The 20149-nt window shown below is 63.1% G+C and carries 17 protein-coding genes; 16 read left to right on the top strand and 1 reads right to left on the bottom strand.

Annotated features, from left to right (window positions below; all coding sequences use genetic code 11):
- Positions 1-25 precede the first annotated feature (25 nt).
- The 3 genes from FHR94_RS07420 (at position 26) to FHR94_RS07410 (ending at position 2700) form a co-directional block, all read left to right on the top strand.
- Complete coding sequence (locus FHR94_RS07420; RefSeq protein WP_183325005.1) at positions 26-721, top strand: isochorismatase family protein; 696 nt, start codon at positions 26-28, stop codon at positions 719-721.
- Between the two features lie 283 nt (positions 722-1004).
- A complete protein-coding gene (locus FHR94_RS07415; RefSeq protein ID WP_183325004.1) occupies positions 1005-1706 on the top strand; it encodes an isochorismatase family protein in 702 nt (233 codons plus the stop codon).
- Between the two features lie 322 nt (positions 1707-2028).
- Positions 2029-2700, top strand: coding sequence for a TetR/AcrR family transcriptional regulator (locus tag FHR94_RS07410; protein ID WP_183325003.1), 672 nt, complete (start codon positions 2029-2031; stop codon positions 2698-2700).
- Between the two features lie 3 nt (positions 2701-2703).
- Here FHR94_RS07410 and FHR94_RS07405 read toward each other — a convergent pair whose 3' ends face one another.
- The gene (locus FHR94_RS07405) at positions 2704-3498 is read right to left on the bottom strand and encodes a pyrroline-5-carboxylate reductase family protein (protein ID WP_183325002.1); all 795 of its coding nucleotides are present in this window, start codon (positions 3496-3498) and stop codon (positions 2704-2706) included.
- 142 nt (positions 3499-3640) lie between these two features.
- Here FHR94_RS07405 and FHR94_RS07400 point away from each other — a divergent pair, with 142 nt between their 5' ends.
- The 13 genes from FHR94_RS07400 to FHR94_RS07340 form a co-directional block, all read left to right on the top strand.
- A complete protein-coding gene (locus FHR94_RS07400) occupies positions 3641-5692 on the top strand; it encodes an NADH:flavin oxidoreductase (protein WP_183325001.1) in 2052 nt (683 codons plus the stop codon).
- A gap of 415 nt (positions 5693-6107) precedes the next feature.
- Complete coding sequence (locus FHR94_RS07395) at positions 6108-7100, top strand: GlxA family transcriptional regulator (protein ID WP_246389862.1); 993 nt, start codon at positions 6108-6110, stop codon at positions 7098-7100.
- Positions 7101-7545: 445 nt separating this feature from the next.
- Positions 7546-8463, top strand: a complete 918-nt coding sequence (gene kdgD / locus FHR94_RS07390; protein ID WP_183324999.1) for a 5-dehydro-4-deoxyglucarate dehydratase — start codon at positions 7546-7548, stop codon at positions 8461-8463.
- A 27-nt stretch (positions 8464-8490) separates the two neighbouring features.
- Positions 8491-9546, top strand: coding sequence for an ABC transporter substrate-binding protein (locus tag FHR94_RS07385; protein ID WP_183324998.1), 1056 nt, complete (start codon positions 8491-8493; stop codon positions 9544-9546).
- A 106-nt stretch (positions 9547-9652) separates the two neighbouring features.
- A complete protein-coding gene (locus FHR94_RS07380; protein WP_183324997.1) occupies positions 9653-10096 on the top strand; it encodes a tripartite tricarboxylate transporter TctB family protein in 444 nt (147 codons plus the stop codon).
- A gap of 17 nt (positions 10097-10113) precedes the next feature.
- The gene (locus FHR94_RS07375; RefSeq protein ID WP_183324996.1) at positions 10114-11622 is read left to right on the top strand and encodes a tripartite tricarboxylate transporter permease; all 1509 of its coding nucleotides are present in this window, start codon (positions 10114-10116) and stop codon (positions 11620-11622) included.
- A gap of 115 nt (positions 11623-11737) precedes the next feature.
- On the top strand, positions 11738-13063 hold the full coding sequence (locus tag FHR94_RS07370) for an enolase C-terminal domain-like protein (RefSeq protein WP_183324995.1): 1326 nt from the start codon (positions 11738-11740) through the stop codon (positions 13061-13063).
- Between the two features lie 79 nt (positions 13064-13142).
- On the top strand, positions 13143-13901 hold the full coding sequence (locus tag FHR94_RS07365; RefSeq protein WP_183324994.1) for a FadR/GntR family transcriptional regulator: 759 nt from the start codon (positions 13143-13145) through the stop codon (positions 13899-13901).
- Between the two features lie 24 nt (positions 13902-13925).
- The gene (locus FHR94_RS07360; RefSeq protein WP_183324993.1) at positions 13926-15500 is read left to right on the top strand and encodes an aldehyde dehydrogenase (NADP(+)); all 1575 of its coding nucleotides are present in this window, start codon (positions 13926-13928) and stop codon (positions 15498-15500) included.
- A 503-nt stretch (positions 15501-16003) separates the two neighbouring features.
- The gene (gene glyA, locus FHR94_RS07355; RefSeq protein WP_183324992.1) at positions 16004-17305 is read left to right on the top strand and encodes a serine hydroxymethyltransferase; all 1302 of its coding nucleotides are present in this window, start codon (positions 16004-16006) and stop codon (positions 17303-17305) included.
- A gap of 46 nt (positions 17306-17351) precedes the next feature.
- Complete coding sequence (locus FHR94_RS07350) at positions 17352-18602, top strand: sarcosine oxidase subunit beta family protein (protein ID WP_183324991.1); 1251 nt, start codon at positions 17352-17354, stop codon at positions 18600-18602.
- 22 nt (positions 18603-18624) lie between these two features.
- Positions 18625-19017: a sarcosine oxidase subunit delta gene (locus tag FHR94_RS07345; protein ID WP_183324990.1), complete on the top strand. Its 393-nt coding sequence runs from the start codon at positions 18625-18627 to the stop codon at positions 19015-19017.
- The coding region (locus FHR94_RS07340) for a 2Fe-2S iron-sulfur cluster-binding protein (RefSeq protein WP_183324989.1) at positions 19014-20149 on the top strand (1136 nt) is incomplete at its 3' end. The genes FHR94_RS07345 and FHR94_RS07340, both read left to right, overlap by 4 nt.

The raw sequence follows: 20149 nt of genomic DNA, 5'->3' as shown, positions 1-20149 counted from the left end.
ATTTCGCCACATTGGAGAAAATATAATGTCTCACGATCTTATGAGCATGCTGGAGCAAGCCTTTGAAGAGTCCACCAAGCTCTACCAGGAGCGCGGCTTCCAGCGCCGTGTCGGTTTCGGCAAGAAACCCGCGCTGGTGAGCGTCGATCTTGCCAATGCCTGGACCCGCCCGGGCAATCCCTTCACCTGCGACCAGGAGAAGATGGACAACGAGATCATTCCGGGTATGCAGAAACTCCTCGAGGCCTTCCGCGCCGCCAACCTGCCGGTGATCCATGTGACCACGGCCTATGAGATCACCGACCGCGACGCGCCTTTCACCGACATGGGGCTGTGGCACAACAAGATTCCGGTCGATGTCGTCGATCTGGCCAACGAGGAGCTCTGGGCCATCGATTCTCGCATCGCCCCGGTCAAGGGCGAATATACGCTGCTCAAGAAGCGCGCCTCATCCTTCCACGGTACCGAACTGGCCGGCATCCTGCGGGCCAATGGTGTCGACACCATCCTCGTGACAGGGGTGACGGCCTGCGCCTGTGTGCGCCAGACCATCTGTGACGGCATCGCCGACGGCTTCCGTCCTATCGCGGTCAAGGAGTGCATCGGCGACCGGGTGCCGGGGGCCGTGGCCTGGAACCTGTTCGATATCGACGCCAAGTTCGGCGATGTCGAATCCGTGGATCGCTGCGTCGACTACGTGACCACCATCGGCAAGGTATGATCCGACGCGCCGGAAACTGAGATTTCCAAGCGAGCCCGCAAGGCTCGCTTTTTTATTTTTCTTTTTAATAACTCTTTTTTATCAATATGTTGCTGGGGTAGTCACGACCCGAATACGGCGACTTTATTTATACCAAAAAATGCATCAAAGAAATAAAAAAATGAATTTGTTGTTAATAGTCGGCAGCACTAACCTTGAACGTGCCAACCGGCAGAAAGCGCTAATAACCGCAAGCCATTCGCTACCCCGATAACACTTCACAGCAACAAAAAGGACCCAGACCATGTCCCAAGATCTCATGACCATGCTGGAGCAGGCCTTCGACGAATCCACCAAGCTCTACCAGGAGCGCGGCTTCCAGCGCCGTGTCGGTTTCGGCAAGAAACCGGCGCTGGTGAGCGTCGACCTTGCCAATGCTTGGACCCGCCCGGGCAATCCCTTCACCTGCGACCAGGAGAAGATGGATAACGAGATCATTCCGGGTATGCAGAAACTCCTCGAGGCCTTCCGCGCCGCCAACCTGCCGGTGATCCATGTGACCACGGCCTATGAGATCACCGACCGCGACGCGCCTTTCACCGACATGGGGCTGTGGCACAACAAGATTCCGGTCGATGTCGTCGATCTGGCCAACGAGGAGCTCTGGGCCATCGATTCGCGCATCGCCCCGGTCAAGGGCGAATATACGCTGCTCAAGAAGCGCGCCTCGTCCTTCCACGGTACCGAACTGGCCGGCATCCTGCGGGCCAATGGTGTCGACACCATCCTCGTGACAGGGGTGACGGCCTGCGCCTGTGTGCGCCAGACCATCTGTGACGGCATCGCCGACGGCTTCCGTCCTATCGCGGTCAAGGAGTGCATCGGCGACCGGGTGCCGGGGGCCGTGGCCTGGAACCTGTTCGATATCGACGCCAAGTTCGGCGATGTCGAGTCCGTGGATCGCTGCGTCGACTACGTGAATACCGTGGCGCACACCCAGTCCTGATTCTGTCGGCACGAAATCGCACCAAAAGCGAGCCTACCCGGGCTCGCTTTTTTGTCGTGACACCGACCTGGATCACCACAGCGGCAAGAATCTGTCCGCTTCAGCCGGCAACAGCCGCGATCAGCACAAGCCGATGCTCGAGGTTCGAGGTTCGAGGTTCGATGCGCGCAGCATGATGTCTCGAAGGACCAGGCCCGACACACGCCGGGCCCTGGCGCGGCTTTTAGTTAAGATGTACATAAAATCGACACTAATGTACTCTCCGCTTCTGGTCAGTGTTTTTCTTGCCGCACTGCATTCCCGGCCCGGAGACTGCATCTCGATGCCAACTGCCGATACCCCCGACACCAAATGGAAAGGCTCCCGCGAGGCCTGGCTCGATGCGGCCTTCGCGCTGCTTCTCGAATCCGGCGTGGACAGCGTACGGATCCTGCCACTGGCCAAGCGGCTCAATGTCTCGCGCACCAGCTTCTACTGGTTCTTCAAGGACCGCGAGGCGCTGCTGGAGGCCTTGATCGACCGCTGGCGCGAGAAGAACACCCAGTGCCTAATCCGGCAGACCGAGGCCTATGCCGACAGCATCGTCGAAGCGATCCTCAACGTCTTCGACTGCTGGCTGGATCCCGATCTGTTCGACTCGCAACTGGAATTCGCGATACGCAGCTGGGCGCTGCAGTCGGACCAGGTGGCCAGGGAGGTCGATGCTGCCGATGAGAAACGTATCGAGGCATTGACTCGGATGTTTGTGCAACACGGCTATGAGGCGCTGGCGGCCAACGTGCGGGGGCGCACCATCTACCTCACCCAGATCGGCTATATCTCGATGAACACCCAGGAAGCCCTCGAGGTCCGCATGCGGCGCATGCCCGCCTATGTCGAGATCTTCACCGGGCAGGCGCCGCAACGGCACGAACTTCAGCGCTTCCACGCCCGGCACGGTTACGTGCCGGAGAAGGCTGTCCGGCAGGGTGACGATATCCATCAGGAGGTGTGAACCCTACCGTGATTCACTCGCCGCCTGGTGGGCCGCCTCGAGCCCTTGGTGAATCGCCTGGACCATGCCCCCGTCGATCATCGCGCGCAGCCCCTTGGCCGTGGTGCCGTCATAGGCGACCAGCCGCTCCACCATCTCACCGGGGTCGGCATCCAGGCTTTCCAGCAGCAGGCTGCCGCCCACCAGGGTCTGCATGACGGCCTCACGGGCGACGTCGTCGGCGATGCCCATCTGCCTGGCATGGTCCAGCATCGACTGGGCCAGCAGGGCGGGATAGGCCGGCCCGGCACCGCTCAGGGCGGTCAGGTAGTCGAGAGCCCCCTCCGTGGGCAGCTCCCGTGCCGCGCCACAGCTCGCCAGCACCGCCTGCACGAGCCGCCGGTCGGCGTCACTCACCCCTTCCGAGGCGTACCAGGGGAAATAGGCGCGGCGGATTTCCGCCGCGGCATTCGGCATGGCCCTCACGACCCGGCGACTTCCCACCCGATTGGCCACCTCCTCACAGGACGCCATGGCCAGCAGGGAAATGACCAGTTTGTCACCGGCATCGATATCGACGCAGGGAAGATCCTGCGGGCGCACGGAGAGCACGATGACATCCACCAGCTCGGCCAGCTCACGGCTGTCCTCGACGCAACGGACCTCGGGCCAGTCGCGATAGGCCTCGTTGCGGCCGGAACGCGAGGAGATCACCAGCCGCTCGGGGGGCAGCAGCCCCTGCTCCAGCCAGGCCACCCCCAGCGAGCGCCCCATCCAGCCCTGCCCCCCGATGATCCCCACCACGGCATCGTCATGCATCGCTTGGCCCTCCTCTCGACCAGGCGGCGAGGCCGGCCTGGCGGCAGCGTTTCGATATCGATGTACATCTATGTACATTCAGTCAACGAGTGTGTACATTCGCCATGACCGCTGTCAAGCGAATAACAAGAGAGACCCGACCATGGCGACCGACCCGCTGCTGCAGCCCTTCCAGCTCAAGCACCTGACCCTGAAGAACCGGATCATGATGACGTCCCACGAGCCCGCCTACCCCGAGGACGGCATGCCCAAGGCGCTCTACCGCGCCTACCACGTCGAGCGCGCCAGGGCCGGCCTTGGCCTGACCATGACCGCCGGGTCCGCAGCGGTGGCCAAGGACAGCCCGCCGGTGTTCAACAACATCCTGGCCTACAAGGACGAGGTGGTGCCCTGGATGCGCGAGCTGACCGATGCCTGTCACGAGCATGGCACCGCCGTGATGATCCAGCTGACCCATCTGGGCCGGCGCACCCGCTGGGACAAGGGGGACTGGCTGCCGACGGTGTCGCCCTCTCACCGCCGCGAAGCCTCCCACCGGGCCTTTCCCAAGCAGGTCGAGGACTGGGATATCGAGCGCCTGATCCGCGACTACGCCGATGCCGCCGAGCGCATGCACGCCGCCGGCCTGGATGGCATCGAGCTGCAGGCCTATGGCCACCTGCTGGACCAGTTCTGGTCGCCGCTGACCAATACCCTCGAGACGCCTTACGGCGGGAGCCTCGACAACCGGCTGCGGTTCACCTTCGACGTGCTGCGCGCCATTCGTCAGCGGGTCGGCGAGGCCTTCATCGTCGGCGTGCGCTACACCGGCGACGAGATGCTGCAGGGCGGGCTGACGGCCAGCGATGGCATGGAGATCTCACGGCGCCTGAAGGACAGTGGCCTGGTCGACTTCCTCAACGTGGTGCGCGGTCATATCGACACCGACGCAGGGCTCACCGACGTCATCCCCATCCAGGGCATGCCCAGTGCCCCGCACCTGGATTTCGCCGGCGAGATCCGTCGCGAGGTGGACTTCCCCACCTTCCATGGCGCCAAGATTCAGGACGTCGCCACCGCCCGCCATGCCATCGCCTCGGGCAAGGTCGACATGATCGGCATGACCCGCGCCCACATGGCCGACCCGCACATCGTGCGCAAGATCATGGCGGGGCGTGAGGAGGAGATCCGTCCCTGTGTCGGTGCCAACTACTGCCTCGATCGCATCTACCAAGGCGGCGCGGCCTACTGCATCCACAACGCCGCCACCGGCCGGGAAACCACCATGCCCCACACCATCCCCACGGCAGCGCAGAAGCGTTGGGTGGTGATCATCGGCGCCGGTCCCGCGGGGCTGGAGGCCGCCCGGGTCGCCGGCGAGCGGGGCCATGCGGTGGTGGTGCTGGAAGCCGCCAGCGATGCCGGCGGGCAGGTGCGGCTCACGGCGCAGAGCGAGCGCCGCCGCGAGATGATGGGCATCATCGATTGGCGCCTGGCACGCTGTGAGGCCCTCGGCGTCGAGATCCGCTACAACGTCTGGGCCGAGGTCGATGACGTGCTCGCCGAGCAGCCGGACGTGGTGATCGTGGCGACCGGCGGCTACCCCCTGGACGACCAGCCCGCGGTCGGGCACGACCTGGTGGTCAACACCTGGGATATCCTGTCCGGCCACGTCGCGCCGGGGAAGCGGGTGCTGCTGTTCGATGAGGCCGGCGATCATGCCGCCATGCAGGCCGCCGAGATCATCGCCGCCACCGGGGCAACGCTCGAGATCATGACGCCGGATCGCACCTTCTCGGCGGAGATCATGGCCATGAACCTGGTGCCCTACATGCGCTCCCTGCAGCGGCCCAACGTCACCTTCACGCCCACCTACCGGTTGAGATCCGTGCAGCGGGAGGGCGGCGAGTTGCTCGCCAGCATCACCAGTGACTATGTCTCTCAAGATCGGCTGGACCGGGATCATGGGCGGCATGTCGACCAGGTGGTGGTCAATTACGGCATCACGCCGATGGCCGACCTCTATTTCGAGCTCAAAGCGCATTCCCGCAATGGCGGCGAGGTGAACTACGACGACCTGATCGTCGGCCGGCCCCAGGCGGTTGTCCATAACGCCAATGCTGGGTTCCAACTGTTCCGCATCGGCGATGCCGTCGAGTCGCGCAATACCCACGCCGCCATCTACGATGCCCTACGGCTGGTCAAGGATCTGTGATCCCCGACCACATCCATCGATAGGAGGAACATCTTGGATCAGCAGACCTTGTCCGCCCACGAGGCCAGGCGACTCGTCGAGCAGGCCTGTCTCGCTGCGGGGGCCAACCTAAACGGGTCCAATTGGAGTGGAGGCCCCCGTAATCGGTTGGCGCATCGTCTCGGCAACGCCATATGCTGATACCCTGCAGCGGGTTTGGTGTATCACCGCCTGATCGGATGAGGCGAGGAAAAGCGCTATGCCGGCATAGCATGGCAAATCTCTTGCAGCTTATACTTGTCGCCTGTCGTGGCGAATGTGTTGGAGTCGTGCCATGAACAACATCGAAGATCCTGCCCGCATTGCAGTTCGAGCTCGAAAGCACTCCTTAATGATTGAGAAGGCCTCAGATGCGTCGCTGTCTGTCGGCTTTGTCTTGTTGCGTCGTTTCACCATGCTGCCCTTCGCCGCCTTCGTCGACTGCCTGCGCCTGGCTGCCGACGAGGGCGACCGCAGCCGACAGCTGCGCTGCCACTGGGTCTTCATGACCAGCGCCGGCCAGGACGCCATCTCCAGCTGTGGGGCGGCCGTCACCCCCTGCACGGCCTTCCGCGACCCCGCGGAGTTCGACTACATCGTGGTGATCGGTGGGGTCCAGGATGAGCGAGATCGGGTCGATACCACGACCCAGGCCTATCTACGGCAGGCAGCCGACGCCCAGGTGCCGCTGGTGGGGCTATGCACCGGTGTCTTCGCCCTGATCCAGGCTGGCCTGATGTCCGGGCGGCGCTGCTGTGTCAGCTGGTACCACCATGGCGACCTTACCCGGCGCTTCCCCGACATCGAGCCGGTGGCCGACCGATTGTTCATCGATGATGGTCACCTGCTTACCTGTGCGGGGGGCATCGCCTCCGCCGACTTGGCCGCACACCTGGTAGAACGTCACCTGGGCAAGGCCTGGGCCATGAAGAGCCTGCATATCATGCTCATCGACGAGGCCCGACGCGGCGCGCATCCCCAGCCCCAGCCAGTGGTATTCGGCAAGATCGAGGACCGTCTGGTGCGTCGCGCCATCACCCTGCTCGAGCAGCACCTGGGCGAGGCCATCGCCATGGACGTGCTGGCCGAGCGAGTCGGGACGTCACGTCGCAACCTGGAGCGCCGCTTTCGCGAAACGCTCGGCGTCGGTCCTCAGAAGTTCGCGCGCGACCTGCGCCTGCGCTACGGGCTCTGGCTGCTGCACTATACCGGCAAAAGCATCACCGAGATCGGCGAGCGCTGCGGTTTCGCCGATACGGCCCACTTCTCCCGCCACTTCCGTAGCACCTTCGGTGTGACGCCATCGGAAATGCGCAAACGTGCCAGTGAGCCCGGCGGCGACCGGGTCGATCCCTTCTTCCTGCATGTTGAGGGTCATCCCGCCCTCTGAGTCGTTCATGTCACGATTGATCAAGCTCACGAGCAGGATGCGCTATCTAGGCGATGCCTCGTCCAAAGATTGCATCAAGTTGCTCGCGCCCTCGCTTGCTTCTTGATTCCACAGGTCTTTCTTCCTCACTCGACCCTACACCCCAGCCGCGAGTTCCAGGCCGACGCTCCCGCAGCTGCCGGGAAAGGTGCCCTGACTGCAAGCGCCGCGATCGGCGATGTGTGTTATCAGCTGGGCCCACCAGCTCAGCAGGAAGCTTCCCAGAGTGGTGGTGTCTCAGCACATCGAGATCTTGAACTTTGGTCGAAATTTGAGCAAAAGGCTGTTGCACACCCATGGCGTGACGATTAATTTGCCATACGTATGATGTATGACAACCGCGGTGTTGTCGGTTATCCGCCCGTGAGGCAGGCGCACCTGCCCGCGCCAGAGAGAGGGAATCTGCGTGAAGTTTTCCAGAGAACAAGTGGTGAACGCCATCGGTGACGGCCTGCTGTCGTTTCCCATCACGGATTTCGACCAGGAGGGCCGATTCGACGCCGAGAGCTATCGCCGTCGGCTGGGGTGGTTCGTCAGCCACGACATCTCCGCGGTGTTCGTGGCCGGTGGTACCGGTGAGTTCTTCAACCTGTCGCTCGACGAGTTCCGCGAGGTGGTGCGCGTCGCTGTGGACACGGTGGATGGCAAGCTGCCGGTGATCGCCAGTGCCGGGCTGAGCGTCGAAAGCGGCAAAGCCTTCGCCCAGGCGGCTGAAGAAGCCGGCGCCGACGGTATCCTGCTGATGCCGCCCTACCTGACCGAGTGTCCCCAGGACGGACTGGTGGAGTATGCCCGCCAAATCTGCGACTCCACGAGCGTCAACGTCATCTATTACAACCGCGGCAACGGGATTCTCGATGCCGGGTCCGTCAAGGCACTGGCCGAGGCCTGCCCCAACCTAGTTGGCCTCAAGGATGGCAAGGGCGACATCCAGGCCCTGAACAAGATCGTCAAGACCGTGGGCGACCGGCTCGTTTACATCGGTGGCGTGCCGACCGCCGAGATCTTCGCCGAGGCGTACCTGTCCATCGGAGTGAACACCTATTCATCAGCCGTGTTCAACTTCGTGCCGGATATGGCTGTGACCTTCTACAAGGAACTCCGCAAGGGTAACAGCGAGGTCGTTAATCAGATCACCAACGACTTCTTCATTCCCTTCGTGGATCTCAGGGATCGGAAGAAAGGGTATGCCGTCAGCCTGATTAAGGCCGGCGCCGAGATCATCGGTCGTCCGGCGGGCAGCGTACGTGCGCCCCTGACCATGCCCTCGTCCGAGGAGCGCCAGCAGCTCGAGACGCTGGTAGATATCGCCAAGCAACTATAAATCGACAACAGCAACGAGGTGTAAAGCATGAACGTGTCCAAGAAGACCCTGGCAGGACTGGGTTCCGCCGTCCTCATGGCATCGATGACCTTCGGTGCCAGCGTCGCCATGGCACAGGATGGCCAGCTGCGTGGCAATATCCGCGTGGTCATCGGCTCCACGTCCACTGGCGGTGACACTTACCAAAATTCCAGCATCGTGGTGGACAAGTTGGCCAATAAGCTAGACCTCAACATGAAGGTCGATGCGGTCGGTGCAAGTTCCGCTTTCCGCACGCTGGATCGCGATTCGCGCGGCAATACCCTGATGATCTTCCATGATCAGTCCTACCTGGGCTACCTCTATGGTGTTCAGGGGTACGAGAATATTTTCGAAAAATACACCATCGGACCGACCGTGGCGATTAATCCGGGCAATGCCTACCTGGTGCCCAAGGACTCGCCGTACGAGAACCTTGACGAGATCATCGCGGCAGTTGGTGAGGGCGAAGAGGTGCGCGTGGCGATCCAGCCGGGCGGTGTGTCCGAGATCGGCTTCAGTGCCTTGAAGAACGCCATCTCCATCGAGCATCCGGGGCAGGAAGACAACCTGGTCGCTGTGAACACTGGCTCACAGGCGGACAAGAACCAGCAGCTCTACGATGACCAGGTCGACATGATCCATGGGTCCGTGCAGGCCAACGAGCAGTTCACTCGCCTGCCGGAAGACGATCAGAAAGCTATGCGCTTTGTATGGCTGACGGCTCGCCAAGGTACCATCGAGCAGTCGCCGGAAGAAGGTATGGGGCAGACCAGCCGTGAGCAGCTGCTGGAGTATGTCGAGCCCAATGTGACCGTCACCATGGGCGGCGATGAGAACTTTACCTTCGATAAGGAATTCTTCTTCCTCTACAACAAGGAGATGGATTCCGGCATCGTCGATCAGATTGATGAGGCCCTGGCAGAGATCTATGCCGAGGGCGAGATTCAGGAAACACAGAAGAAGTCTTTCTTCATTCCGAATTTCAAACCCTCCGATGAAGCCTCTGAGTACCTGAAAAACAAGATGTCGCGTTACGAAGCGATTATCGAAAACATCCAGTAACCGCTACGAGCATCGGCGGTGGCAAGCCGCCGATGCTCTTGCTATCTGGCATTTATCGACATAGAAAATTGACGGGCAGGGCTACCTGCCCTTCGTCGGAGCCGCTATGGAATCAGGTCTGTCTAGTCTGCTCAGTGTCTCGATTGATTTCGAGACCTCTCACCTGGTTTTCCCGACAATCATTCACTGGATCCTGGCGGTGCTGTTCGCCATTATCCTGGTAACCAAGGTGATTCCCTTTTTGGCTGCGGTGAAGCGAGGAGAACGTACTCTGCCCATCGTGGGCGAATCCATGGATGGCTTTCGTTTCTTCGGCACCCTTGCCCTTATCGCCGCGTATTTTTACCTCATGGCGGTAGTGGGCAATATGTTCCCCTATACGGGGTATGGTTTCTTGTTCGTCTCGGTGCCCTTCGTCTTTTTAATGGCACTCATGTACCTGCATGAGTGGACGAAGAAAGCTGTGGTCATCGTGCTGATCAATGCCATCGTCGCCCCCAGCGTGGTTTGGTTTGTCCTGGCCAAGCTGTTCAGAATCACCCTGCCGTGACTGAGGTGAATGCCATCATGGAATTCTTGTCACTTCTCGATGTAACGTTTTTCCTGCTAGCCGCTTTTGGCGCGTTGGTGGGCATCATCTTCGGTGCGATCCCCGGTATGACGGCCACGATGGCCGTGGCCGTGTGCTTGCCGCTGACCTATGCTCTTGGCCTGAATAATGGCCTTGCCCTGTTGCTGGGGCTATATGTGGGTGGGATCTCCGGCGGGATGGTCCCGGCCGTTCTGCTCAATATACCGGGAACGCCATCCTCGATCACGACGACCTTCGATGGCTATCCCATGGCCCAGAAGGGCGAAGGTGAGAAGGCCCTGAGAGTCTGTGTCATTGCCTCCGTCTTTGGTGGATTGATCAGTGCTGCCGTGCTTTTCCTGTTCGCTCCCATGCTGGCGGACTTCTCCATCAAGTTCTCCTATGTGGAGAAGTTCCTGATCATCCTGCTAGCGCTGTCTGTCATCGCATCTCTCTCCAGCAACATGCTGGTGGGCATATTTAGTGGTGTGATCGGCATCTGGCTGAGTCTGGTGGGTGTCTACAGCATCTCCGATGGCGGGAACGGCAAGACCCGGCTGATGTTCGATTTCATGGAGCCCTACCTGTATGAAGGCTTTTCTCTGCTGCCCGTGCTGATTGGTATCTTTGGTATCTCGACCATTCTCCTCGAGGCCGAAAAAGGCGTGAAAAGCGATCTCACTAACGACCGAGTGAAACTGGGCAAGGGAGGAGCGTTTGCTTTCTCCATCTTCAAAGGACGTTTTACCAACCTGGTGCGCTCGTCCTTTATCGGTACCTTCGTGGGCATGCTGCCCGGCGTGGGTGGCAGTGCTGCCTCGGTGCTCGCCTACACTCAGGAGAAGAACCTGTCGCAGGATTCCTCGGAGATGGGAAAGGGTGCGCCTCAGGGGCTCATGGCCTCGGAGTCGGCCAACAACGCCTTGACCGGCGGTGCTCTGATTCCGCTGCTTTCTCTGGGTATTCCCGGTGATTCCACCACTGCCGTGCTGATCGGTGCTTTCACGCTCCAGGGCATCCAGGTGGGTCCGCTGTTCATCCCCGAAAATGCCAATACCTGGTACATCATGATGACGGCGCTGGTTTTTGCCAACTTCGTGATGTTTTTCCTGATGTTCTTCGCCATCAAGCATATCGCTAAGGTAGTGATGGTGCCTAAGCATATCCTCTATCCGTTAATCACCATGATGTGTGTGGTGGGCGCCTATGCGATCAACTACGGCATCATGTTCGACGTCTGGACGCTGCTGATCTTTGGTGTTCTGGGGTACCTGATCCAGAAGATCGGTCTTGAAGTGGCACCCCTGATCATCGGCTTCATCTTGGGCGGTCAGGCGGAGATCTACTTCGTCAAGAGCCTCGAGTCGTTCGGGACCCTGTCGATCTTCTTTACCAAGAGTCCTATCGCCGTGGTGCTGTGGCTGCTGATTCTGGCGTCGGTGGTGTTCTCGATCGTGATGAGCCTGAAGAGCCGTGCCAAGGGACGTGAGAATGTGCTCAGTTGAACAACGTCGTTGGGACGACATTGAAGTTGGTGACTAACGTTCATCCGGCACCCGTGATCTTACTCCGGCAGGGAGGCGTCCCTCCTGGGTGGATAATTCAAGAGGCAAGAGACTGATGTTTCCGAAAATCAAAAGCATGCGTGTAGTTCCTGTGGCCGGCTATGACGGCTTCTTGTTGAACCTCAGCGGTGGCCATGCCCCTTGGTTCATCCGCTGTGTGTTGATTCTCGAAGATGATGCCGGCAACCAGGGGGTCGGGGAGATTCCCTCGAGTGACGGCATCCTCAAGGGGCTGGAGCAGTGCCGCTCTCTGGTCGAAGGGTCGCGCGTCAACGACGTCAAGCAGACCCTGAACCAGGCGCGCCATGTGCTGGCCCGTAACGGACGGGAAGAGCGCGGCCGCCAGACCTTCGACCTGCGCGTGGCGGTTCACGTCATCACCGCCATCGAGTCGGCACTGTTTGATCTCTTCGGTCAGGCGCTGCAGATGCCAGTGGCGGACCTGCTGGGCCAGTACGGCCGACAGCGCGACGAGGTCGAGGCACTGGGCTATCTCTTCCTGCTCGGCGATCCGGAGAAGACCGACCTGCCCTACCCTCGGGCGAGCGACCCGCAGGATGCCTGGGACGAGGTGCGCTGCCGTGAGGCGCTGACCCCCGAGGCGGTGGCCAATTTGGCCAGGGCGGCCTATGACCGATACGGCTTCAAGGATTTCAAGCTCAAGGGCGGGGTGCTGCATGGCGAGGAGGAAGCCGACTGCATCCGCGCGCTGTACGAGGCCTTCCCCGAGGCACGCCTGACTCTGGACCCCAACGGTGCCTGGAAACTCGATGAGGCGGTGCGGGTGCTGGAGCCGATCAAGCACTTGCTGAGCTACGCCGAAGATCCCTGCGGTCAGGAGGAGAGCTACTCGGGCCGCGAGACCATGGCGGAGTTCAAGAAGCGCACCGGTCTGCCTACGGCGACCAACATGATCGCCACCGACTTCAAGCAGCTGCAGTACGCCGTGCAGCTCAATTCGGTGGATATCCCCCTGGCGGACTGCCATTTCTGGACCATGCAGGGCGCCGTGATGGTGGGCGAGCTGTGCAATGAGTGGGGCATGACCTGGGGCTCGCACAGCAACAACCACTTCGACATCTCGCTGGCGATGATGACCCACGTGGCTGCCGCCTGCCCCGGCGAGATCACCGCCATCGATACCCACTGGATCTGGCAGGACGGGCAGCGTATCACCAAGGAGCCCTTTCAGATCCGCGATGGCAAGCTCACGGTGCCAAAGGTACCCGGGCTCGGGGTCGAGCTGGACGAGGCGAAGCTGATGGAGGCTCACCGCCTCTACCAGAGCCTCGACGTGACCCAGCGCAACGACGCCATGGCCATGCAGTACCTGATTTCTGGCTGGGAGTTCGATCCCAAGCGGCCGGCGCTGGTGCGCTGATCCGGGCATTCCAGGCGGTATGTTAAGTGTCTCTCGGCTGCTAGACTAAAAGTCATACTTTTGCTCGAGGACGTCGTTCATGGCAGAGGGTAAAGAAATGCCAGCAGCAGAAATCGCGCGGTTGGATGTGCGTCGGGTGGTGAGGCAGGGCAGTCTCTCCGCTCATGTCGCGGATCAGCTCGAGGCGCTGATCCTAGAGGGCAAGGTCAAGGTGGGCGAAAAGTTGCCCACCGAGAGCCAGCTGTGCGACTCCTTCGGCGTCAGCCGCACCGTGATCCGCGAGGCGATGACCCATCTCAAGTCGCTCGGGCTGGTGGAGACGCGTCGTGGCGTGGGCACCACCGTACTGCGCTCGACGGCCGTCGAGGCGCGCCCGGCGGAGCGCATCAACCCGACCACGGTGAAGGATATCCTGCACGTCCTCGAACTGCGCCTGGCCATGGAGCCGGTGGCGGCGGAACTCGCGGCCCTGCGCCACGATGCCGACGACCGCCGCTGTCTCGAGGCCAAGCATGCCGCCTTCATCAAGGCGCACGCCGAGAGCAGCCTGGCCCGGGTGGAGGACTACGAGTTCCACCGCGCCATTGCTAGGGCCACCCACAACCCCGTGTTCGAGCAGTTCTACGAGCAGCTCAGCCCCAGCGGTATCCCCCGGGCCAAGCTGCTCAGCATCGATATCAATCCCGCCGCGGCGGCGCGCTATCTGGAGCGCGTCCAGGAGGAGCACGCCTTCATTCTCGAGGCGATCCTCGCGCGTGACGCCGAGGCGGCCAAGGAGACCATGTTCCAGCACCTCAATCGGTCGCGGAACCTGTACCTGCAGTATCAGGAAAACTGAATCCGGCAAACCAAGGGAGACAGCATGACTCCACAAGGCACTTCCCTGATCGGCCAGCAGGCCATCACCGGCGACCAGGCCACCATTCGCGCCATCGACCCTGCCACCGGCGAGGCGCTGGCGCCCGAGTATCCGGGCCTGGATCGCAGCGCCGTCGCTCAGGCCTGTCAGCTGGCCGAGGACGCCTTTGCGACCTACCGCGAATCCTCGTTGGACGACCGCGCCGCGTTTCTGGAGGCCATCGCCACCGAGATCGAAGCCCTGGGCGATGCCCTGATCGAGCGCGCCATGGCCGAGACCGGCCTGCCCCGGGCGCGCCTCGAGGGCGAGCGCGGCCGCACCTGTGGCCAACTGCGCCTGTTCGCCTCGGTGGTCCGCGCCGGCGAATGGCTCGACGTGCGCATCGACCCGGCGCTGCCCGAGCGCGAGCCCATGCCGCGCGTCGACCTGCGCCAGCGCCATGTGGCCCTGGGCCCGGTGGCGGTGTTCGGCGCCTCCAACTTCCCGTTGGCGTTCAGCGTGGCCGGCGGCGATACGGCCTCGGCGCTGGCCGCCGGCTGCCCGGTGGTGGTCAAGGCCCACTCCGCCCACCCCGGCACCTCGGAACTGGTGGGCCGGGCCGTGCAGGCCGCGGTAGCCCAGTGCGGCCTACCCGAGGGCGTCTTCTCGGTGCTGTTCGGGTCAGGAAAGGAGATTGGTCAGGCGCTGGTGGCGAATCCGCATATCCAGGCGGTGGGCTTTACCGGCTCGCGCGGCGGCGGCCTGGCCCTGATGGCCACGGCGCAGAATCGCCCCCAGCCGATTCCGGTCTACGCCGAGATGAGCTCCATCAACCCGGTATTCCTGCTGCCCGAGGCACTCCAGGCGCGCGGTGAGGCGATCGCCGAGGCCTTCATCGGCTCGCTCAACATGGGCGCCGGGCAGTTCTGCACCAACCCCGGTCTGGTGATCGCCGTCAAGGGCGAGGCGCTGGATGCCTTCCTCGCGGCCGCCGGCGAGGCGGTCAAGGACAGCGCCGCCCAGACCATGCTCACGCCGGGCATTCACGGCGCCTACCAGGACGGCGTTGGCGCCCTGGCCGCCAATTCCAAGGTACGCGAGATCGCCCGCGGCCCGGCCGGTAAGGGGCCGCACCAGTGCCAGAGCGCGCTGTTCGCTACCCGCGGCGCCGACTTCCTGGCCGATGAGGCCCTTCAGGCCGAAGTGTTCGGCGCCAGCGGCCTGGTGGTAGAGTGCGCCGACGCTGAGGAAATGCAGCGCGTGGCCGCGGCCTTGGAAGGCCAGCTCACCGCCACCCTGCAGATGGACGACGGCGACCTCGAGGCCGCCCGTACACTGCTGCCAGTGCTCGAGCGCAAGGCCGGCCGGGTGCTGGCCAACGGCTGGCCCACCGGTGTCGAGGTGTGCCACGCCATGGTCCACGGCGGGCCCTTCCCGGCCACCTCCGACTCGCGTACTACCTCGGTGGGCAGCGCAGCGATCTTCCGCTTCCTGCGTCCAGTGTGCTACCAGAACCTGCCGCAGGGCTTGCTGCCTGAAGCGCTCCAAGACAACAACCCCTTGGACGTAAGCCGCCTGGTCGACGGCAAGCGTGAGTGATGTCCGAAGCCGAGTAAGTGATGGACGGTTTTGGCGGCCTGCGGGCCGCCTTTTTTCTTTCCTTTTATGATGCGAGCGGTGGTCAGCTTTCTACAGCGAGCGTTATCTCGCCACTTCCTCAGCACCGTCGGCATGACGCCGTCGGAAATGCACAAGCGTGCCAGCAACCGGTTCGACCCCTGCTTTCTGCATGTCGAGGGCTGGCCGGTGCTCTGAACCACCTTGCCTTTTCCCGCGCTTCAAGCGGCATCAGGCCTTCTTCTTCAAACGTCTCGATGTTCGCCGACCGACTCGGTCGACGCTCTCGATCGCATCGCGCGTTCAGGAAGTCTGTCGCATTTATTCAATCTTCGTCCCGCCTTGTCGCCTTTAATCGAAGCGTGAGCTGGATGCGCTGCGCGGTGGTTATCCGCGCATAAGGATTTCAAATTTTTCCCACTGGCAGGTTGCCGATAGATTCGGAGACACACCCTGCCCACTACCGATAACAATAGGAGTCCGTCATGAATCAGGTTGGTCTCACCGCCTTCGATCCCCAGATCGCTGCCGCCATCGCCGACGAGGTGACCCGCCAGGAGGCTCACGTCGAGTTGATCGCCTCCGAGAATTATGCCAGCCGTGCGGTCATGGAGGCCCAGGGCACCCAGTTGACCAACAAGTACGCCGAGGGCTATCCGGCCAAACGCTATTACGGCGGCTGCGAGCACGTCGACGTGGTCGAGCAGCTGGCCATCGATCGCGCCTGCGACCTGTTCGGCGCCGACTACGCCAACGTCCAGCCGCACTCCGGCGCCCAGGCCAATGCCGCAGCCTTCATGGCCCTGATCAAGCCGGGCGACACCGTACTGGGCATGAGCCTGGCCCACGGCGGTCACCTGACCCATGGGGCGGCGCCCAACTTCTCTGGCAAGCATTACCATGCCGTGCAGTATGGCCTGAACCCCGAGACCGGCGAGATCGATTACGAGGAAGTCGAGCGCCTGGCGAAAAGCCACAAGCCCAAGCTGATCATCGCTGGCTTCTCGGCCTACGCGCGGGTGGTCGACTGGAAGCGCTTCCGTGCCATCGCCGACGCTGTGGGCGCCTGGCTGATGGTCGACATGGCGCATGTCGCGGGCCTGGTGGCTGCTGGGCATTACCCGAGCCCGCTGACCCATGCCCATGTGGTGACCACTACCACCCACAAGACGCTGCGTGGTCCGCGCGGCGGCCTGATCCTCTCCGCCACCGGCGACGAGGCGCTCTATCGGAAGCTCAATGGCGCGGTGTTCCCGGGCCAGCAGGGCGGGCCGCTGATGCACGTCATCGCCGCCAAGGCGGTGGCCTTCCGCGAGGCCATGAGCCAGGACTTCGTGCGCTACCAGGCGCAGGTCATCGATAACGCCCGTGCCATGGCCGGGGTGTTCATGGATCGCGGCTATGAGGTGGTCTCCGGCGGCACCGACGACCATCTGTTCCTGGTCTCGTTGATCAAGCAGGGCGTGACCGGCAAGGACGCCGATGCCGCCCTGGGCCGCGCCCACATCACCGTCAACAAGAATGCCGTGCCCAACGACCCGGAAAGCCCCTTCGTCACCTCGGGCCTGCGCATCGGCACTCCCGCGGTGACCACCCGCGGCTTCAGTGTCGATGAGTGCGAGGCCCTGGCCGGCTGGATCTGCGACATCCTCGACGTGCTGACCGAGCGCCGCAACAGCGACGCGGTCGAGGACGAGGTGCGCGAGAAGGTGGCCGAGCTGTGCGAGCGTCACCCGGTCTATGGCGTGGCCGCATCGAGCACCGAATCCGCCCCGTCCATCGCGTGAGCCCGTTCCCGCCGGCACCTCCGGCGGGATCCTCGAGGAGATCCCTATGCAACGTTATTCCGGCTTCGGGCTGGTCAAGCACGCGCTCAGCCACCACGAGAACTGGGAGCGTCAGTGGCGCAATCCCACGCCCAAGAAGGCCTACGATGTCATCATCGTCGGCGGCGGCGGCCACGGCCTGGCCACCGCCTACTACCTGGCCAAGGAGTTCGGCGTCAGGAACGTGGCGGTGATCGAGAAGGGCTGGCTGGGCGGCGGCAATACCGCGCGCAACACCACCATCGTCCGCTCCAACTACCTGTGGGACGAGGCCGCGGCGCTCTACGAGCATTCCATGAAGCTGTGGGAAGGGCTGTCCCAGGACCTCAACTACAACGTCATGTTCTCCCAGCGTGGCGTGTTGAACCTCGGTCACACCCTGCAGGACATGCGCGACATCCAGCGCCGGGTCAACGCCAACCGCTTGAACGGCATCGACGGCGAGGTGCTCGACGCCAAGGGCGTCCAGGCACTGGTGCCGATCATGGATTGCTCGAAGAATGCCCGCTATCCGGTGATGGGCGCCTCCTGGCAGCCGCGTGCCGGCGTGGCCCGCCACGACGCCGTGGCCTGGGGCTTCGCCCGGGGCGCCGACGCCCATGGCGTGGACATCCTCCAGCAGACCGAAGTCACCGGCTTCAAGATCCGCGATGGCCAGGTCTACGGGGTGCACACCAACCGCGGTGACATCGAGGCCAAGACCGTGGGCTGCGTGACTGCCGGCAACTCCGGCGTGCTGGCCAAGATGGCCGGCATCAAGCTGCCGCTGGAGTCACATCCGCTGCAGGCGCTGGTCTCCGAGCCGCTCAAGCCGGTGCTCGACACCGTGGTGATGTCCAACCACGTGCATGGCTACATCAGCCAGTCCGACAAGGGCGACCTGGTCATCGGCGCGGGCATCGACGGCTACAACGGCTACGGCCAGCGCGGCAGCTACCCCACCGTGGAGCACACCCTGCAGGCCATCGTCGAGATGTTCCCGATCTTCTCCCGGGTGCGCATGAACCGCCAGTGGGGCGGCATCGTCGACACCTGCCCGGACGCCTGCCCGATCCTCTCCAAGACGAAGGTCAAGGGCCTCTACTTCAACTGCGGCTGGGGCACCGGCGGCTTCAAGGCCACCCCGGGCTCGGGGCACGTGTTCGCCGCCAGCCTGGCCAAGGGCGAGATGCATCCGATCGCCGCGCCGTTCTCCATCGACCGCTTCAATACCGGCGCGCTGGTCGACGAGCATGGTGCCGCCGGCGTGGCGCACTGATCCACCGCAGAGGAGAGCCGACATGTTCTATATCCATTGCCCCTACTGCGGCGAACACCGCGAGGAAGAGGAATTCCATCCCAAGGGCCAGGCGCACATCGCCCGCCCGGCCGATCCCGCGGCCTGCAGCGACGAGGAATGGGGCGACTACCTGTTCTTCCGCGACAACCCGCGTGGCATCCACCACGAGCTGTGGGTACACGCCGTGGGTTGCCGCAAGTTCTTCAACATCACCCGCCACACGGTGACCTACGAGATCCTTGAGACTTACAGGATGGGCGAGCAGCCGACCATCACTGCCGAGAGCCTGGCACGCGCCGAGAAGTCGGCAGGCGTGCAGGTCGCCAACGGCGGCCAGCAGACGGTGGGCGCAAGCGACAGCGCGGTGAAAGACTCCAAGGGGGCCAAGGTATGACACGCAATGCACAGCAGTCCAACCGCCTGTCACAGGGCGGTCGCATCGACCGTTCCCGCCAGCTGAGCTTCACCTTCAACGGCAAGCGTTATCAGGGCCATGCCGGTGACACCCTGGCCTCGGCGCTGCTCGCCAACGGCGTCGACGTGGTCAATCGCAGCTTCAAGTACTCGCGGCCGCGCGGCATCGTCGCCGCCGGCGCCGAGGAACCCAATGCGGTGGTCCAGCTCGGCAAGACCGAGGCCGGCCAGGTGCCCAACGTGCGGGCCACCCAGCAGGCGCTCTACGACGGTCTCGAGGCCCGCAGCACCAACGGCTGGCCCAACGTCCAGCGCGACCTGATGGGCCTGGTGGGCAAGCTGGGCGGCCAGTTCATGCCGCCGGGCTTCTACTACAAGACCTTCATGGCCCCGGCCTCGATGTGGATGACCTACGAGAAGTACATCCGCAAGTCCGCTGGCCTGGGTCGCAGCCCCATGGAGAACGACCCGGACAGCTACGACCACCTGCATCAGCACTGCGACGTGCTGGTGGTCGGGGCCGGCCCGGCGGGCCTCGCCGCGGCGCTGGCCGCGGCACGCAGCGGGGCGCGGGTGATCCTGGCCGACGAGCAGGAGGAGATGGGTGGCTCGCTGCTCGATTCCCGCGAGCGGCTCGATGACCAGCCGGCGGACACCTGGGTGGCCGAGACGCTCAAGGCGCTGGCGAGTCTCGACAATGTGACCCTGCTGGCCCGCACCACCGCCAATGGCTATCACGACCACCACTTCGTGACCCTGCACGAGCGTCGTACCGAGCACCTGGCGGATACCGCGCCGCTCAAGGACGGCCGTCGCCAGGTGCGCTCGCGCCTGCACCGGGTGCGTGCCGGTCGCGTCGTGCTGGCCACTGGCGCCCACGAGCGCCCGCTGGTCTATGCGGGTAACGACGTGCCGGGCAACCTGCTGGCCGGTGCGGTCTCGACCTATATCCGTCGTTACGGGGTGGTGCCGGGCCAGAAGCTGGTGCTCTCCACCAGCAACGACCATGCCTATCGCGCCGCCCTGGACTGGGTCGAGAGCGGCCGCGAGGTGGTGGCCATCGCCGACGCCCGGGCCAACCCGGACGGCGAACTGGTCGAGCAGGCCCGTGC

Source organism: Halomonas cerina, from assembly GCF_014192215.1.
Lineage (GTDB): Bacteria > Pseudomonadota > Gammaproteobacteria > Pseudomonadales > Halomonadaceae > Halomonas > Halomonas cerina.
Note: the sequence above shows the minus strand (reverse complement) of the source record. Positions and strands in the feature narration are given on the sequence as shown.

Bases quoted from the DNA above. Each gene is read 5' to 3' on its own strand.
- FHR94_RS07385 (WP_183324998.1), top strand. From the start codon at position 8,491: ATGAACGTGTCCAAGAAGACCCTGGCAGGACTGGGTTCCGCCGTCCTC.
- FHR94_RS07360 (WP_183324993.1), top strand. From the start codon at position 13,926: ATGACTCCACAAGGCACTTCCCTGATCGGCCAGCAGGCCATCACCGGC.
- FHR94_RS07405 (WP_183325002.1), bottom strand. From the start codon at position 3,498: ATGCATGACGATGCCGTGGTGGGGATCATCGGGGGGCAGGGCTGGATG.
- FHR94_RS07345 (WP_183324990.1), top strand. From the start codon at position 18,625: ATGTTCTATATCCATTGCCCCTACTGCGGCGAACACCGCGAGGAAGAG.
- glyA (WP_183324992.1), top strand. From the start codon at position 16,004: ATGAATCAGGTTGGTCTCACCGCCTTCGATCCCCAGATCGCTGCCGCC.
- FHR94_RS07375 (WP_183324996.1), top strand. From the start codon at position 10,114: ATGGAATTCTTGTCACTTCTCGATGTAACGTTTTTCCTGCTAGCCGCT.
- FHR94_RS07365 (WP_183324994.1), top strand. From the start codon at position 13,143: ATGGCAGAGGGTAAAGAAATGCCAGCAGCAGAAATCGCGCGGTTGGAT.
- FHR94_RS07420 (WP_183325005.1), top strand. From the start codon at position 26: ATGTCTCACGATCTTATGAGCATGCTGGAGCAAGCCTTTGAAGAGTCC.
- FHR94_RS07370 (WP_183324995.1), top strand. From the start codon at position 11,738: ATGTTTCCGAAAATCAAAAGCATGCGTGTAGTTCCTGTGGCCGGCTAT.
- FHR94_RS07350 (WP_183324991.1), top strand. From the start codon at position 17,352: ATGCAACGTTATTCCGGCTTCGGGCTGGTCAAGCACGCGCTCAGCCAC.
- FHR94_RS07380 (WP_183324997.1), top strand. From the start codon at position 9,653: ATGGAATCAGGTCTGTCTAGTCTGCTCAGTGTCTCGATTGATTTCGAG.
- FHR94_RS07415 (WP_183325004.1), top strand. From the start codon at position 1,005: ATGTCCCAAGATCTCATGACCATGCTGGAGCAGGCCTTCGACGAATCC.
- FHR94_RS07410 (WP_183325003.1), top strand. From the start codon at position 2,029: ATGCCAACTGCCGATACCCCCGACACCAAATGGAAAGGCTCCCGCGAG.
- FHR94_RS07400 (WP_183325001.1), top strand. From the start codon at position 3,641: ATGGCGACCGACCCGCTGCTGCAGCCCTTCCAGCTCAAGCACCTGACC.